Raw genomic sequence first — 15,612 nt, 5'->3', positions numbered from 1 at the left:
CTGGAGACCGGCAAGCTCGCCGACCTGGTCGTGGTCGACTCGGAGGGCTACGACCTGGTCGCGGTGATGCGCCGCGGCCGGTGGATCGTCGGCGGTGAGAGGTTCTCCACCGTCGAGCCCGCCTGAGCGACGCCGACGGCCGCCCTCCCCCACGCGGGGACGGGCGGCCGTGGTGTGTCGTGGTGGTCCCGGTCGGGCCGCGGGCGGTGGTGGTGGCTCAGGCCGCCGGTGCCGTCGCCTTGAGGACGCCGAGCAGCCGGGTGACCTCGGCGGCGACGGCCGCGCGGGCCGGCCCGAGGTAGCGGCGGGTGTCGACCAGCCGCGCGTCGTCGGCCAGGGCCCGGCGGACGGCGGTGCTGAACACCCGGTTGAGGTGGGTGGCGATGTTGACCTTCGTCATGCCGGCTTCCACGGCCGCGGTGAGGTCCCCGTCCGCCACACCCGAGGAGCCGTGCAGGACGAGCGGGACCGGCACCGCCCGGCGCAACCGTCCGATGAGCTCGAAGTCCAGCGCCGCGTCGCGGGTGGGCATCGCGTGCGAGGTGCCGACGGCCACCGCGAGCGCGTCCACGCCGGCGGCGGCGACGAACGCCGCGGCCTCGGCCGGATCGGTGCGCACCCCCGGGGCGTGGACGCCGTCCTTGCCGCCGACCTCGCCCAGTTCGGCCTCCACCCAGACGCCCGCGGCGTGGCACCGCCGCACCACCTCGGCGGTGGCCCGCACGTTCTCCCCGTACGACAGCGCCGAAGCGTCGAACATCACCGAGGTGAAGCCCAACTCAACGGCTTGGCCGACGAGTTCCACGGAGGTGGCGTGGTCCAGGTGGACCGCGACCGGCACCCGCGCGGCCCGGGCGACGGCCAGCGTGGCGGCGCCGATCGGCCCGAGGGCGCCGTGGTAGCGCACGGCGTTCTCGCTGATCTGCAGGATCACCGGCGCACCGGCGGCCTCGGCCCCGGCGACGATCGCCTGGGCGTGCTCCAGCTGGATGACGTTGAAGGCGCCGACACCGCACGCGGCTTCGGCCGCGGCGGCGGCGATCGGGCCGGTTCCGCTCAGGGGCATGGGTCGGACTCCTCGGTGGCGAAGGGGTGGACGTCCACGCGGGACCGCAGGGCGTGGTGGAGGGCGGGGTCGAAGTCGCCGGCCAGCGGTGCGGCGACGGCGGCCGCGGACAGTGCCACGGCCTCGGCCAGCCGGTCGGGCCAGGGCTCACCGCCGACCAGGCCGAGGGTGAGCGCGGCGACCGCGGCGTCGCCCGCGCCGGTGGGGTTGCCGGCCAGGCGCTCGGGCGAGCGGGCGCGCCAACCGCCGTGCGGGGTGACGGCGACGAGGCCGTCGGCGCCGAGCGAGGCGACCACCGCACCGGCGCCCGCGGCCCGCAGCCTGCGGGCGGCGGCCACCGGATCGGCCAGGCCGGTGGCGGCGGCGAGTTCCTCCGCGTTCGGCTTGACCAGGGCCGGTCCGGCCGCCAACGCCGTGCTCAGCGCCGTCCCGTCGGCGTCGAGCACCGCCGGGACGCCGTGCGCGTGCGCGAGCCGGAGCAGGTGGGCGTAGGCGTCCTCGGGCACGCCGCGCGGCAGGCTGCCGGAGAGGACCGCCGCCGCGGCGTGCGGCAGCAGGGTGTCGAGGTGGTCGAGGAACCGCGCCCATTCCCCGACGCCCACCACCGGGCCGGGTTCGAGCAGGATCGTGGTGTCCCCGGCGTCCTCCTCGACCACGGCCACCGTCCGCCGCGACTCGCCCGCGATCGCCAGCATGCGGTCGGCCAGGCCGGCGGACGCCAGTTCGGCGCGGATCGCCCGGCCGGTGAGGCCGCCGGTCAGGCCGGTGACCACGGTCGGGTGGCCGAGGGCGTGCAGGATCCGGGCGACGTTGACGCCCTTGCCGCCCGCGCGCTGGGCCACCGCCCGGACCCGGTTGCTGCCGTGCGGGCGCATCCGGTCCAGGTGGTGGGTGATGTCCAGGGCGGCGTTCAGGGTGACGGTGAGGATCACGCCGCCGCCCCCTCGCCCAGAAGGTCCCGCGCGAGCAGTCCGGCACCGAAACAGCCCGCCTCGTGGCCGAGTTCGGCGGGCAGGAGCTCCGGCATCGTCTGGAAGGAGAGCCGCGCCGTCAGTGCCGTCCGCAGTGGCGCGAAGTACGGCTCGCCCGCCCGGGCGAGGCCGCCGCCGATCACGATCCGCTCGGGGTCGAGCAGTGTGATCGCGCTCGCCAGGCCGTCGGCGAGCGCGTCGACGGCCTCCCGCCAGACGGTGGCGGCCGTGCGGTCCCCGGTCGCGGCGCGCCTGCCGACCTGCTCGGCGGTGACGCCCGCCTCCCCGGTGGCGGCGGTGTAGCGGCGGGCGACGGCGGCCGCCGAGGCGAGGGTCTCCACGCAACCGCGACGGCCGCAGGCGCACGGCTCGCCGCCGGGACGCACCACCAGGTGGCCCAGCTCGCCGGCCCGGGTGTGGCTGCCGGTGAGCGGCCGCCCGTCGACCATCAGCGCGGCGGCGATCCCGGTGCCGACGGGTACGAAGAGGAAGTCGCGGCTGCCGCGGCCGGCGCCGGCCCTGGCCTCGGCGATGCCCCCGGCCCGCACGTCGTGCCCGAACGCGACCGGGATGCCCAGGTGTTCGGACAGCAGCTGCCGGACGGGCAGGTCCCGCCAGCCGAGGTTGGCGGCCAGCACCGCGGTGCCGGCCGCCTCGTCGACGATGCCGGGCACGGCGATCCCCGCGGCGGCCGGGCGGAAGCGCCCGGCGAGTTCGGCGGCGCGGTCGAGGACGGTCTGGAGGACGGCCTCCGGCCCGCGTTCGGCGCGGGTGAACCAGCGCTCGGTGTGGCGGAGGCGGCCGTCCGCGGCCACCGCCGCGCCCTTGATGTGGGTTCCGCCGACGTCGAGGGCGATCGCCGTCGCGGTCACGGCCGGGTGAGCACGATGGAGCGGGTGAGGTTGCGCGGCTGGTCGGGGTCCAGGCCGCGGCCCTTGGCCAGTTCGACGGCGAGCCGCTGGGCGCGGATCAGGTCGGCCATCGGGTCCAGCGCGCTCACCGACAGCACGGCGCCGGTCGGCTCGACCTGGTCGACCAGCCCGGTCGGCGGCTCGCCGAAGAACCACACCACGCTGCCGCGGCCGGTGACGCTGATCGGGCCGTGCCGGTACTCCATGGCCGGGTAGGACTCGGTCCACGACCCGGAGGCCTCGCGCAGCTTGAGGGCCGCCTCGTGGGCCAAGCCGACCGTCCAGCCGGTCCCGAGGAAGGTGAACTGGCCCGCCTCGGTGGACCGTTCGGGCAGCGGGGCGGCCAGCGCCCGCTCGGCGTGGGCGGCCAGGTCGGCGGGGGCGAGCCCGAGGCGGCCGCGCAGCAGCGCCAGCGCGGTGGTGGCGAAGCGGGTCTGCACCACCGACTTCTCGTCGGCGAACTCCAGGTCGACCACGGTGCCGGCGGCCGTGCCGATCGGGGTGGCGAGGTCGCCGGTGAGCGCGACGGTCGGCGTCCCGCCGCAGCGCTGCAGCGCGGCGAGCACCTCGGTCGTGGTTCCCGAGCGGGTGATGGCGACGACGCGGTCGTAGGCCCGGGCCGCCGGGAACTCGGAGGCCGCGAAGGCGTCGGTCTCACCGAGGCCGGCACCCTCGCGGAGGCCCGCGTACGCCTGCGCGATGTAGAGCGAGGTGCCGCAGCCGATCACGGCCACCCGTTCGCCGTGCTCGGGCAGTCCTGCGGGCTCCAGTTCCAGTGCCCTGCGCCAGCACTCCGGTTGGCTGGCGATCTCCCGTTCGACGTGACTCATCTGGCTCTCCTCGCTGGGGGCACGGGCGGCGCGCTCGGGGACAGGTCCGCACCGAGCGCCGCTTTCTGCTGCAAGCATCTGCTTGAAACTGCTCTATTCATAGCCCAACGCGTCATCTGTGAGCAATACTGATCCACCGAGTGCCTTGCGGCACCCGCCCGGCGAGGCAAACTCAGTTCGGCGTATCTGCTCGATGTTGAGCAAACAGTGGTCATGCAGCGCAGCTTCGTGCAGGTCGCACCATCCCCCACCCGGGCCACCGCGGGGTCGGCCCCCACTCGCAAAGGCGGTACCAGAGATGAAGCGGCGCCTTTTCGCCCTGTCCGCGGCCACCCTGGCCGGAACGCTCGCACTGTCCGGATGCGGCAAGGGCTCGGCCTCCGGTTCGACCTCCGCCGACGGGGTGACGACGATCAGGTTCGTCGCCGCCGACTACGGTTCCAACGGCCAGAACCCGAGTCAGGCGTACTGGCAGGGCGTGATCTCGGCCTTCGAGCAGCAGAACCCCGAGATCAAGGTCGACCTCCAGGTCATCAACTGGAACGACATCGACACCCAGGTCAAGACGATGGTGCAGAACGGCAACCAGCCGGACGTCCTGCAGACCGGCGGCTACGCGGACTTCGCCAAGAACGGCCAGCTCTACCCGGCTCAGGAGGTCCTCTCCGGCAGCACCGCGGCGGACCTACTCCCCGCGATGGCGCAGGCCGGCGAGCAGGACGGCACCCGGTACGGCATCCCGTTCATCTCCAGCGCCCGGATGTTCCTGTTCAACAACGAGCTCTTCAGGAAGGCCGGCCTCGACCCGGCCGCCCCGCCCAGGACCTGGGCCGACCTCACCACCGCCGCCACCGCGCTGAAGAACGCCGGCGTGGAGATCCCGCTCGGCGTGCCGCTGGGCAAGGAGGAGGCGCAGGGCGAGTCGTTCATCTGGATGCTGGAGAACCACGGCGGCTACCAGGACGCCAAGGGCCGGTACAGCATCAACTCGCAGGCCAACGTCGACACCTTCGGGCAGCTCAAGAGCTGGGTGGACGCCGGCCTGACCGAGCAGAGCCCGGCCTCCGTCAACCGCACCGACCTGGCCAAGGACTTCGCCTCCGGCAAGGTCGGCATGCTCAACGGCATCCCCACCCAGCTGAACGACCTCAAGGGCATGGACGTCACCTGGACCGCGATGCCCAGCAAGGACGGCACCGGAAAGGCCACCCTCGGCGTCGCCGACTGGATGATGGCCTTCAGGAAGGGCGGCCACAAGGAACAGATCAAGGCCTTCCTCGACTTCGCCTACGGCCGGGACAACGCGGTGAGGTTCGACAAGGAGTACAGCCTGCTGCCGGTCACCCGGTCCGCGCTCACCGCGCTCCAGGCCGACCCGGACGAGCAGGCCCTGGCACCGTTCCTGCAGATCCTGCCCACCGCCACGTTCTACCCCCTCAGCGACCCGACCTGGCCGGCGGTCTCCGCGCAGATCAAGACGCAGATCGGCAGCGCGGTCAGCGACCCGAAGAAGACCCTCGACGCGCTCCAGAAGGCCGCGCAGCAGGCCGGTGAGTGACCCGGACGAGCGAACAAGGAATCCCGACACCGTGTCATCCCCCAGCAGCACAGACGCCCGGCCCGGCGAACCCGCCCGGCCGGCCGCGCCGCCGAAGCGTCCGTCGGCCCCGGGCCCGGGCCCCGCACCCGGGCGCCGTGCCCTGTTCGAACGGCTCGGGCCACTGCCGTGGCTGGCCCCGGCCATCGTGCTCATCCTCGGCGTGGTCGTGTGGCCGGTCGTCGAGATGGTCGCCACCTCACTGCGGAAGATCGACACCACCGGCACCGACCACGGCCCGGCCGGCCTGGTCAAGTACCGCAAGCTCTTCGGAGACCCCCGCCTGGCCGGAGTGCTGACCTGGACCGTCGTCTGGACGGTCGTCGTCGTCGGCCTGACCATGCTGATCTCGCTCGCGCTGGCGCAGTTGTTCAACCGGAACTTCCCCGGCCGTCGCGTCACCCGCTGGGCGCTCGTCGCGCCCTGGGCCGCCTCCGTACTGATGACCGCGATCGGCTTCCGCTGGATGCTCGACCAGGTCGCCGGCGTGTTCAACCGGCTGCTGCTCGACCTCGGCCTGATCGACCGCTCCCAGGCCTGGCTCGGCGACGCCGCCCACGCGAAGCCCTGGCTGGTGCTCGTCGCCGTCTTCGTCTCACTGCCGTTCACCACCTACACCCTGCTGGCCGGCCTGCAGACCATCCCCGAGGAGGTCCACGAGGCCGCCAGGGTCGACGGCGCCACGCCCTGGCAGACCTACCGCAAGGTCACCCTGCCGCTGCTGCGCCCGGCCTTCCTGGTCGGCCTGGTGATCAACCTGATCAACGTCTTCAACTCCTTCCCGGTCATCTGGGGCATGACCCAGGGCGGCCCGAACGCCGACACCGCCACCACCACCGTGTTCATGTACATGCTGCGCGGCTACGACGTCGCCGAGTCCGCCGCGATGTCCGTGGTCAACTTCGTCGTCGTGGTCCTCATGGTGGCCGTCTTCCTCAAGGTCAGCCGCTGGAACGGGGAGGAGGGCCGATGACCACCCCGCAGTCGCCGCCGGCGAAGCACCGCCCGCGCGCACGGACCGTCCTGCTCACCGCGCTGGCCTGGGCGCTCGCCGCGCTCTTCGTGCTCCCGTACGTCGAGATGCTGATCACCGGCGGACGCCCGGCCGGCCAGCTGCGGGACAACTCCTACCTGCCGACGCACTTCGACTTCTCCGCCTTCACCAGGGTCTGGACGGACACCACGCTCGGCCAGAACCTGCGGACCACCCTGCTGGTGGCCGGAGGCTCGACGCTGCTGGTGCTGCTGGTCGCCCTGCCCGCCGCGTACTACACCGCCCGGGTGCGCTTCCGCGGCCGCAGGGCCTTCCTGCTGCTGGTGCTGGTCACCCAGATGTTCCAGCCCACCGCCCTTCAGGTCGGCCTCTACCGGGAGTTCTTCGCACTGGACCTGCTGGACACCCCGATCGTCCTGGTGCTCGCCAACGCCGCCTTCAACCTGGCCTTCGCGATCTGGATCCTGAGCGCCTACATCGGCTCCATCCCCAGGGAGCTGGAGGAGGCCGCGATGATCGACGGCAATGGGCGCATGGGCGCGCTGTTCCGTGTCACCCTGCCGCTGGCGCTGCCCGGCGTGGTCACCGCCGTGATCTTCACGTTCATCTCGGCCTGGAACGAGTTCATCATGGGCCTGACCCTCACCAACTCGCCCGACCGGCAGCCGCTCACGGTCGGCATCAACAACATGATCGGCGCCTACAGCGTGCAGTGGAACTACGTGTTCGCCGCCTCGCTGGTGGCCATCGTGCCGGTCGTCGTGCTGTTCGCGGTGATCGAGCGCCACGTCGTCTCCGGGCTCACCGCAGGCTCGGTCAAGTAGCCGGCGCGCCGCGCCGCCCCGCCGCGAGGCCGCGTTCCGCGGGGCGGCGCGTCCGCCGGCCCGGTCACCGGTCGGCCGGGACCTCCGATCCGGTGGCGCCGGGCGGGGTCGCGCGCGAGCCGAGGAGCTGGGCGACCGGGTCGGCGCTGCCCGAGGCGCTCAGCTCCTGCACCAGCTCGCAGTTCCTGGCGACCCGGCCGGCGACCCAGTCGCGCAGCCACCCGGACAGCTTGGGGAGCGGCAGGTCGGACGGGGCCAGCCCGGTGAGCACGCACCCGGTCGCCGCCGCCCCGCCGACGTTGACCACCACGTCCGGCAGGACGGTGTGGCCGGCCTCGCGCAGCAGCCGGCGGGCCGGTTCGGTGCAGCTCAGGTTTCCGCCCTCGACCACCAGGCGGGCCCGGACCGCCGGCACCGCCTCCTCGTCGACCGCGGCGGGGGAGGCCGCCAGCACCAGCACGTCGGCGTCGACGTGCAGCCAGGCCTGCCCAGGCCCGTGGACCGTGACCCGGGCGGGCAGCCGGCTCCGGTCGATCGTGCCGTCGCTGCTGGTGAGCGCGGTGAGTTCGGCGACGGGCAGTCCGCGCTGGTCCTCGACGGTGCCCAGGACGTCGGCCACCGCCACCACCAGGTGGCCGTGGGCGGCCAGGTGGTCGGCCACCGCGCGCCCGACGGTGCCGAAGCCCTGGATCGCGACGCGCTGCGGGGTCCGCGCACCGGAGGCGCGCAGGGCGCCGAGCACCGCGACGGCCACGCCGAACCCGGTGATGTCGGCCATGTGGTCCCACAGTTCGGCCCAGCCGACGGTGAGGCGGGTGGTGCCGGGGCGGCGGGTGACGTCGTACCCGGCGGCCTCGAAGGCCTGCCGCCGGTCGGCGTAGGTGGTGCCCTGGTCGCAGCCCAGGTACACCCCGCCGTGCAGCAGCGGGGCCGCGGCGCGGCCGAACTCCCGCATCACCGCCCGCCGTTCGACAGCGGCGCCGGGATCGGGGGCGATGCCGGCCTTGGCGCCGCCGATGGGCAGGCCGACCAGCGCCAGCTTGTGGGTCATCGCCCGGGCGAGCCCGGCCAGCTCCCGCTCGGTCACCGTCGGAGTCATCCTGGTGCCGCCCATGGCCAGGCCGTCGACCATGGAGTCGACGACGACCCAGCCCCGGGCCCGGCACTCCGGGAGGTTCAGGGTGGTGGAGAGCACGGGCCCGGTCGCGGGGCGCGCACCGTGCGGCGCGAGCGTCCGGCTCACTGCGCACCACCCTCCTCCGGGACGGACCGCAGGCGCAGGCTGCGGGGGCGCATGTCGGTCCAGACGCGTTCGATGTGCGCGAGGCAGTCGTCCTTCGCGCCCCGTACGCCGTCCTCGTGCCAGCCCGCCGGGGTCTCGCGGTCGGCGGACCAGATCGAGTACTGCTCCTCGTCGTTGACGACGACCTTCCACTGCTCGGGTGCTTCGCTGGTCATGCCGTTACCTCCGGATGTCGATGGTTGGGGGTGGAGCCGGTTCGTGGCGAGGGTCGGCGCGGGTGCCACGGCGGGCGTCGAGGCCGTCCAGCCAGGCCGGCAGGCTGGGGGCGCGCAGGAGGCCCGTCCCGATGAGCACACCGGCGAAGCCCTCCTGGAGCAGGCGGGCCGCGTCCTCGGGGGAGCGGACGGCCCCGGCGCTCACCGGGCACCGGGTGCCGCTGCCCAGCACCGCGGGCAGGAGCGCCGAGCTCCGCCCGAGGTCGCCGGCGCCGCGTTCGCGGTCGCCGATGTCCTTGTTGTTCACCGCGATCACGCACTCCTCGGCGCGTGGCACACGGCTGATCTCCTCCTCGGTGACGACCTCGACGAACGGCGTCAGGCCCAGGCTCAGGCCGAGTTCGACCAGGTGGCCCAGGGTGGCGCGCGGCAGCAGCGCGGCGGTGAGCAGGACCGCGGCCGCGCCGCTCTCGCGGGCCTGGTGCAGTTGGCTCCGGCGGGTGATGAAGTCCTTCTGCAGTACGGGCAGGTCCGTCGCCGCCACGACCTCGCGCAGCAGTTCCGGGGTGCCGCCGAACCATCGCCCGGTCACCACGGACAGGCAGGGGGCGCCGACCTCCTGGTAGTCGGCGACCAGCCGGGCGGCCGACCTGTCGCCGAACAGGTCGGTTCCGGTGGCGTCCTGGCGCTTGAGCTCCATGATCACCGGTCGGCGGGCGTCCAGCAGCGCCTCGATGAACGCGGCCGTCATCCGGGCCTCCCGGCCGCCCCGGCGCCGTCCGGCACCCGCCAGCCGCGCCGTACGGCCGTGACCCGCTCGGTGCTCAGCCGTCCGTCGGGGTCCCTGGCCGCGGTGTCCACGTCGATGCCCAGGAAGAGGGGGTGGTCCAGCACCGCCCGGTAGGCCTCCCGGTTGTCGGCCGAGAGGCCGCCGGCCAGCAGGAAGGGGCGCGAGAGGCGGTCCGCGATCCCGAGGACGGCCGCGCAGTCGGCCGGTTGCCCGGTGCTGCCGATCCGGCCGTCCCCGGCCACCGCGTCCAGCAGGAAGAGGTCCGTTCCCGCCCGCTCGTACGCCGGGATCAGGGACCGCTCCGCGCGGGTGTCCGCACCGAGGTGCAGCACCTTGACCACGATGAGGTCCGTGCTGCCCTTCAGGGCGCGGACCAGTCCCGGCGGCTGGTAGCCGTGGAGTTGGACCCACGGCACCCGGGCCGCGGCCGTCGCCGCGCGCAGCGCCTCGGCGTCGTTGAGGAAGGTCACGAGGACCGGGCGCAGTCGTGCCGTCAGGCGTACGGCGTCGGCGAGCGCGGTCAGTTGACTGAGCGTCAGGTTCGCATGACCTCGCGGGACGCCGTGCCACAGGCCGACGAGGTCGGCTCCGGCCCGGTCGAGCGAGGCCACGTCCTCGGCCGAGGCGGCTCCGCAGATCTTGAGCAGCATCGGGCGTCACAGCCCCAACATGGCGGCGACGCGGTTGCGCTGGATCTCCGACGTGCCCGAGTAGATCGGGCCGGCGACCGCGTCGCGCAGGTCCTTCTCCAGCCCGTACTCGGCCAGGTAGCCGCTGCCGCCGAAGATCTGCACGGCGGCCAGGGCGGAGGAGAGGTTGCTCTCGCTGGCGAGGAGCTTGCTGACGGCGATGTCCCGCGTGACGTTCTCGCCCTGCGTCAGCCGGACGGCCGTGTCGTAGAGCCACTTCCGCGCGGTGTCCAGGCCGATGCTCATCTCCACGAGCTTGTGGGAGATCGACTGGTACGAGCCGATCGGACTGCCGAACTGGACGCGTTCCTTGGCGTACTCGACGCAGCGGTCGAGCCGGTGGCGCATCTGCCCGGTGCTGATGACGAAGGAGCAGAGGATCTCCCACTTCATCACGTGGTCCAGGACCAGGAACCCGGAGCCGACCCGGCCGATCACGGCGGACGCGGGGATCCGGCAGTCGTCGAAGTGCAGTTCGCTCAGCGGCGCGGTCCGCAGCCCCATGGTGGCGACGGGCGGCCCGATGACGAGCCCCGGGGTGTCCCGCTCCACGACGAAGGCGGTGATGCTGAGCGGGCCGCTGCTCGGGTGGGTGCGCGCGTACACCACGAACACGTCGGCCACCGGGCCGTTGGTGATGAAGGACTTGCCGCCCCGCAGGACGAAGTCGTCGCCCTCGCGGGTGGCCGTGGTCCTCATCGCCAGCGCGTCGGAGCCGCTCTCGGTCTCGCTGATCGCGTGCGCGCCGATCGTCTCTCCCGAGCAGATCCCCGGCAGGTGGCGCGCCTTGAGCTCCGGCGAGCCGAACCGTTGCAGCGGGACCCCGACGCCGACCAGGTGGGTGGCGACCGAGAAGTTCAGTCCGCCGTCACGGCACCCGGTGCCGAGCCGTTCGAGCACGTGCATGGTGGTGAGCAGGTCCTGGCCCAGCCCGCCCCACTGCTCGTCGAACGGCAGGCCGAGGATCCCGGACCTCTGGATCAGCTTCCACTTGTCCCACGGGAAGGCGCCTTCGGCGTCCCCTTCGAGATGGCCGGAGCTGAGCTCCTCGCACCACTGGGCGATCCCCTCGCCCAGGGCGAGCTGGTCGGCGTTCCACCTGATCATCTGTCCGTCCCTGTCAGTACTCGGAGAAGTCGGCCGAGTCCAGGTTGTGGCGCTCGTCGCCGCGCAACGCGGGCGAGAACACGCACACCAGGCGGAGGTCCTCCTCCGGGCTCGCGATCAGGAAGTGGGCGTCGTTGCGGTCGAGCGCGTACAGCGTGCCCGGCTCCAGCGGGTGGGAGGTGCCGTCGGTGTCCACGACCTCGCCCTTCCCCTCGATGCAGTAGCAGGCCTCCAGGTGGCGGCGGTACTCCAGCCGCGACTTGGTGCCGGCCCGGACGGTGGTGTCCGTCATCGTGTAGCCGAGGCCGTCGGACTCGAGCAGGAACCTGCGGCTGAGCCCGTTGCCCCAGTCCACGGTCTTCACGTCGGCAAGGTGTCGGACGATCATCGGTGTGCCTCCTGGCGGCTTGGTGAGTACGGCGAAACGGTCTGGATGAAGGTGTGGAACTCCTCGACCACGTCGGCCCCTTCGGCGAGGGCGTGCTCGATCCGGGCGACCCCGGCGCTGCCCACGACCGCGGCGTCGGCGCCGAGGCCGTGCAGCAGGTCGATGTCCGCCCGGGAGCGGACGCCGAACCCGACGGCGATCGGTGCGGCGGTCCTCGGCCGCAGCGCGGCCAGCGCGGCGGCCAGCTCCCGGTGGTCGGCGGTGAGCCCGCCGCCGCTGCGGCCGTAGTGGGCCACCAGGTACAGGTACGCGGTGGCGCACTCGGCGGCCGCGGCCCGCACCTCGGGCGACGACGCGGCGTAGCAGGTGGCGACCAGGGGCAGCCCGGCCGCCCGCACCGCGTCGAGGCACCCGGCCCGCAGCCGCGGCGGCAGGCCGTGGACCAGCAGCCCGTGGACGCCCGCGTCGGCGACCCGCCGGACGAAGCCGGGTACGGTCGGGGCCCTGACCGTGTGGCTCCAGTCGGCCAGCAGGGCCACCCGCAGGTGGCGCAGCCCGGGCAGGACCCCGGCGAGGAAGTCGAGCACCTCGTCGAGTCCGACGCCGTCGGCCAGGGCCCGCTGCGCCGAGCGGCGGATGACGGGCCCGTCGGTGACCGAGTTCGGAAAGGGCACCGCCAGCTCCAGGCAGTCCACCCGGCAGTCGTCGAGCATCCGCATCACGTCGGCCAGGACGGGCAGCGGGGGGTCCCCGGCGTTGAGGAACACGGCGAGGCCGGGCCGGTCCGGTGGCCGGCGGGCGAAGAACCCGCTCACCGCGCACGCGCCGGTCGGGTGCGGAGGCGGTCGACGAGGTCGCGGGCGGCGCCGCCGTGCAGGGCGTCCTCGGCCGCCCGGACCGCCTCCGGCCACCCGTCGATCAGCCCGCTCGCGACGGCCAGTGCGGCGGCGTTCAGGCAGACCGTCCGGGTGGCGAGCGCCGTCCCCGTTCCGGAGAGCACGCCGAGGAAGTGCTCGACCACGTCCTCGCCTCCTGTGGCGGGCCGCAGTTCGGCGATCGTGTCGGTCGCGCTCGTGGGAGCCTCGGCCGGCAGGTGGATCGGGTCGGTGCCGTCATTGGGGAGGAGGAGGTTGTCGACGGAGCCGACGAGCTCGTCGATGCCCAGCTCGTTGGAGCAGAGCCAGATCCTCCGGTCGGTGACGGTGGCGGCGACCCGGCCCAGCGCCGGCAGCAGTGAACGGTCCGAGACGCCGACGAGCTGGGCGGAGACCGGCACCGCGGCCAGGAAGGGCCCGACGGAGTTGATGAACCCGCCGATCATCCGCAGGTCCATCGGCACGATGCTCCGGGCCAGCAGCGCCACCTCCCGCGGGTAGACGAAGTTCCCCGGGAAGGCGATGCCGAAGCGTTCCAGCCGCTCCTCGGTCCGCTCGTACGAGGTGGTCCGTCCGATGCCGAGGCGGTCGAGCAGGTCGTGGGAGCCGCAGGTGCCCGTGTAGGCGCGGGAGCCCGTCTTGACGACGTGGACGCCCAGGGCCGCGGCGAGGAAGGCCGCCGCGGTGGAGATGTTGAACGTGGCCGGCCCGCCTCCGGTGCCGACGATGTTGGCCGTGCCGTCCAGCCGCGCGGTGACGGCCGGCCGTCGCTCGTCCAGCGAGCGGAGCATGGCGACCAGCGTGTCCCGGTCGGGCATCCGGGTGGACAGCGAGGACAGCAGCGCCACCGTCTCGCCGGGCCGCAGGGCGCCGTCCCGCAGCTGGTCCCAGAAGGACCCCCACAGCTCCTGGTCGACGGCGCGGTCCCGGCGGATCAGCGCTCGCAGCACCTCGTGCATGACTAGAGGGCGTCCGTCCGCTGCGGCTGGGCCTGGTCGATGAACCTGCTGATCGAGCCGACGGAGCGGAAGCTGTCCGGGTCGAGGTCGAACTCCTCGACGCGCACGTCGAAGCGGTCCTCCAGCCAGGCGATCGTCTTGAGCAGGCCGAGGCTGTCGATGACCCCGCCGTCCACGAGGTCGTAGTCGGCGTCCAGCTCGTTCGGGCCGACGTCGGGCAGGAACTCCTCGATGATGAACTGGGTGACTACCGCGGCGTGGTTCACGTGGCCGTTCCTTCGGTGGGCTGGGAGGGGGAGCAGGCGCGCTCGACGGGCGCGCGGTCGATCTTTCCGGTGGACGTCCTGGGCAGCGGGTCGTCCACGATCCGCAGGGTCGAGGGGACGGCGGTGAGCGGGAGGCGCTGCGCGCAGTGCCGGCGCAGCGCCAGCGAGTTCAGCCGGCTGTCCGGGGCGCGGCGGACCACGGCGCGCAGCAGGCGGCCGGCCACCGGGTCGGGTACGGCCACCACGGCCGCCTCGACGACCTCGTGGTGGTCGAGCAGCACCTGTTCGACCTCGTGGGTGTTGACCCGGGTGCCGCGGACCTTGACCTGGTGGTCGTTGCGGCCTTCCAGGGTGACGCGGCCGTCCTCGTCGCGCCGGACGAGGTCGCCGCTGCGGAAGTAGCGCCGGGTCTCCCCGTCGTGGTGGTGGGTCGCGAACCTGTCGGCGTCCTGGGCCCGGTCCAGGTAGCCGTCGGTCTGGAAGGGCGTCGCGACGTGGAGTTCGCCGGTGCCCGGCCCGGTGACGATCGCGCCGTCGGCGCCGACAATCACCGCGTGGACTCCGGGCAGCGGGCGCCCGATCGGCACCGGGCCGTCCGGCGGCTCGGTGCCGTCGACCTCGTGCAGGAAGCTGTCGTTGGTCTCGGTGCAGCCGTAGACGTTGTGGAGCCGCGCGCCGGGGAACAGGCGCGGAAGTTCGGCCAGACAGCGGGCGGGCAGGCTGTCGCCGGTGAAGACGACGTGCTCGACGGTGTCGAGCCGGCGGCCGCTCTGCGCGGTCGCGTCCACCAGCAGTTGGTAGAACATCGGTACCGCCTGCACGAGTTGGACCTCGTGGCGGGAGAGCAGGTCCAGCAGGTGGCCCGGCTGGGTGGCCCGGGCCGGATCGACCAGGACGACGCGGCCGCCGTGCTTGAGCGTGGCCCAGATGTCCAGCAGGCACAGGTCGAAGGTGAGCGGCGCGTAGTTGAGGACCGTCGTTCCCCGACGGATGCCGAACCGCTCGCCGGCCCAGGTGGTGAAGCGGTCCACCGCGCCCGTGCTCAGCGGCACGATCTTCGGCCGCCCGGTGGAACCGGAGGTGGTGAACATGAAGGAGACGTCGGCGGGTTCCGTGGCGCGCGGCGGCTTCGGTTCGGCCGACCGCTCCCCGGCGTCCGGACCGGGGTCCTCCGGCGAGAGGACGTGCCGGATGCCGGCCCGCTCGGCCGGCGCGGGGGCGGTCCCGCCCTCCGGTACGGGCGCCGGCAGCAGCAGGAAGCGCCGCCCTTCCAGCAGGCAGGCGAGCACCAGGGCGATCGTCGAGGGCGACTTGGCGGCCGGGATGCCGATCGGCTCGTCGCCGTCCGGGGCGAGCCGGGCGATCCGCAGGCGCTCCCGCTCCGCCGCCCGGTGGAGTTCGCGGTAGGTCGTCTCCTCCCCGTGCCACACCAGGGCCGGATCACCGGGGTGGTCGGTGGCGTGCGAGACGAATGAACCCACCAGGCTTGGCTGCTGCATCATGACTTCTCCGAGTTCATGCAACGGGGTGGGCTCTATGGACAACGGATGAGTTCATGCAACGGGTTCACCGATCTTTTTCGGAACAATGAAGGGCCGACACGAAAGGGGCCCGTCCGGCCGCCTTCCCGGCGAAAGAAGAATTATCACGTGGCGCTCGTCCACGGAAGTGGTGTGCTCGATCTGCACCATGACGGCACGTCAGGGAGGGTGTAGCGGTCGGGCGCGCGGATGCTAGCCGTCGAGCGTGTTCAATCTACATAAGGATTAGCGGGGTCTGGCGTAAAGATTGTCCTGATGCCTTCGACCCCCTTCTCTGTCTTGCGGAGTGAGACGGGAGCTGCCTAGTATCCGCCGTACTGTTCGCGAAGAAGCGAATCGGCGAGGG

General features: G+C 73.0%; 17 protein-coding genes. 3 read left to right on the top strand and 14 right to left on the bottom strand.

Going from position 1 to position 15,612, the window contains the following annotated elements; genetic code table 11:
- Positions 1-217 precede the first annotated feature (217 nt).
- The 4 genes from ACFVXH_RS37690 to ACFVXH_RS37675 are packed head-to-tail and all read right to left on the bottom strand — an operon-like array spanning position 218 to position 3,778.
- The gene (locus tag ACFVXH_RS37690) at positions 218-1,066 is read right to left on the bottom strand and encodes a ketose-bisphosphate aldolase (protein WP_380741045.1); all 849 of its coding nucleotides are present in this window, start codon (positions 1,064-1,066) and stop codon (positions 218-220) included.
- The gene (locus tag ACFVXH_RS37685; protein ID WP_387830660.1) at positions 1,057-1,998 is read right to left on the bottom strand and encodes a 1-phosphofructokinase family hexose kinase; all 942 of its coding nucleotides are present in this window, start codon (positions 1,996-1,998) and stop codon (positions 1,057-1,059) included. The genes ACFVXH_RS37690 and ACFVXH_RS37685 overlap by 10 nt, the downstream gene beginning before the upstream one ends.
- A complete protein-coding gene (locus tag ACFVXH_RS37680) occupies positions 1,995-2,909 on the bottom strand; it encodes an ROK family protein (RefSeq protein WP_375874694.1) in 915 nt (304 codons plus the stop codon). The genes ACFVXH_RS37685 and ACFVXH_RS37680 overlap by 4 nt, the downstream gene beginning before the upstream one ends.
- Positions 2,906-3,778: an SIS domain-containing protein gene (locus ACFVXH_RS37675; protein WP_049650316.1), complete on the bottom strand. Its 873-nt coding sequence runs from the start codon at positions 3,776-3,778 to the stop codon at positions 2,906-2,908. Before ACFVXH_RS37675 ends, ACFVXH_RS37680 begins: the two co-directional genes overlap by 4 nt.
- A 298-nt stretch (positions 3,779-4,076) precedes the next feature.
- Between ACFVXH_RS37675 and ACFVXH_RS37670 the strand changes: the two genes are divergently transcribed.
- From ACFVXH_RS37670 to ACFVXH_RS37660, 3 genes are read left to right on the top strand one after another with little or no spacing between them, the layout of a single operon-like run.
- Positions 4,077-5,336: an extracellular solute-binding protein gene (locus ACFVXH_RS37670; RefSeq protein WP_074005821.1), complete on the top strand. Its 1,260-nt coding sequence runs from the start codon at positions 4,077-4,079 to the stop codon at positions 5,334-5,336.
- Positions 5,337-5,367: 31 nt separating this feature from the next.
- A complete protein-coding gene (locus ACFVXH_RS37665; RefSeq protein ID WP_380741049.1) occupies positions 5,368-6,348 on the top strand; it encodes a carbohydrate ABC transporter permease in 981 nt (326 codons plus the stop codon).
- Positions 6,345-7,193 carry a carbohydrate ABC transporter permease gene (locus ACFVXH_RS37660; RefSeq protein WP_074005823.1) on the top strand — a complete coding sequence of 283 codons (849 nt, stop codon included), beginning with the start codon at positions 6,345-6,347 and terminating at the stop codon, positions 7,191-7,193. Before ACFVXH_RS37665 ends, ACFVXH_RS37660 begins: the two co-directional genes overlap by 4 nt.
- A 64-nt stretch (positions 7,194-7,257) precedes the next feature.
- Here the strand turns inward: ACFVXH_RS37660 and ACFVXH_RS37655 are convergent, their stop codons facing one another.
- From ACFVXH_RS37655 to ACFVXH_RS37610, 10 genes are read right to left on the bottom strand one after another with little or no spacing between them, the layout of a single operon-like run.
- Positions 7,258-8,436 carry a Glu/Leu/Phe/Val dehydrogenase dimerization domain-containing protein gene (locus ACFVXH_RS37655; RefSeq protein ID WP_074005824.1) on the bottom strand — a complete coding sequence of 393 codons (1,179 nt, stop codon included), beginning with the start codon at positions 8,434-8,436 and terminating at the stop codon, positions 7,258-7,260.
- Positions 8,433-8,651: an MbtH family NRPS accessory protein gene (locus ACFVXH_RS37650; RefSeq protein ID WP_049650321.1), complete on the bottom strand. Its 219-nt coding sequence runs from the start codon at positions 8,649-8,651 to the stop codon at positions 8,433-8,435. Before ACFVXH_RS37650 ends, ACFVXH_RS37655 begins: the two co-directional genes overlap by 4 nt.
- Before the next feature lie 4 nt (positions 8,652-8,655).
- Positions 8,656-9,402 (bottom strand): indole-3-glycerol-phosphate synthase, encoded by a 747-nt coding sequence (locus ACFVXH_RS37645; protein ID WP_387830656.1) that lies wholly within the window; start codon positions 9,400-9,402, stop codon positions 8,656-8,658.
- Positions 9,399-10,091, bottom strand: a complete 693-nt coding sequence (locus tag ACFVXH_RS37640; RefSeq protein WP_387830655.1) for an N-(5'-phosphoribosyl)anthranilate isomerase — start codon at positions 10,089-10,091, stop codon at positions 9,399-9,401. The genes ACFVXH_RS37645 and ACFVXH_RS37640 overlap by 4 nt, the downstream gene beginning before the upstream one ends.
- Before the next feature lie 6 nt (positions 10,092-10,097).
- Positions 10,098-11,237: an acyl-CoA dehydrogenase family protein gene (locus tag ACFVXH_RS37635; protein WP_049650324.1), complete on the bottom strand. Its 1,140-nt coding sequence runs from the start codon at positions 11,235-11,237 to the stop codon at positions 10,098-10,100.
- Between the two features lie 13 nt (positions 11,238-11,250).
- On the bottom strand, positions 11,251-11,625 hold the full coding sequence (locus ACFVXH_RS37630; protein ID WP_049650325.1) for an ectoine synthase: 375 nt from the start codon (positions 11,623-11,625) through the stop codon (positions 11,251-11,253).
- Positions 11,622-12,440: a tryptophan synthase subunit alpha gene (trpA, locus tag ACFVXH_RS37625; RefSeq protein WP_387830654.1), complete on the bottom strand. Its 819-nt coding sequence runs from the start codon at positions 12,438-12,440 to the stop codon at positions 11,622-11,624. The genes ACFVXH_RS37630 and trpA overlap by 4 nt, the downstream gene beginning before the upstream one ends.
- Positions 12,437-13,459, bottom strand: coding sequence for an anthranilate phosphoribosyltransferase (locus tag ACFVXH_RS37620; protein ID WP_387830652.1), 1,023 nt, complete (start codon positions 13,457-13,459; stop codon positions 12,437-12,439). Before ACFVXH_RS37620 ends, trpA begins: the two co-directional genes overlap by 4 nt.
- A 2-nt stretch (positions 13,460-13,461) precedes the next feature.
- Positions 13,462-13,725, bottom strand: a complete 264-nt coding sequence (locus tag ACFVXH_RS37615) for a phosphopantetheine-binding protein (protein ID WP_074005830.1) — start codon at positions 13,723-13,725, stop codon at positions 13,462-13,464.
- A complete protein-coding gene (locus ACFVXH_RS37610; protein WP_387830650.1) occupies positions 13,722-15,227 on the bottom strand; it encodes an AMP-binding protein in 1,506 nt (501 codons plus the stop codon). Before ACFVXH_RS37610 ends, ACFVXH_RS37615 begins: the two co-directional genes overlap by 4 nt.
- Positions 15,228-15,612: the final 385 nt, after the last annotated feature.

The sequence above is a fragment of the Kitasatospora sp. NPDC058184 genome, from assembly GCF_042883725.1.
Taxonomy (GTDB): Bacteria; Actinomycetota; Actinomycetes; order Streptomycetales; family Streptomycetaceae; genus Kitasatospora.
The sequence above is the reverse complement of the archived record's forward strand: the minus strand, read 5'-3'. Positions and strand labels throughout refer to the sequence as shown.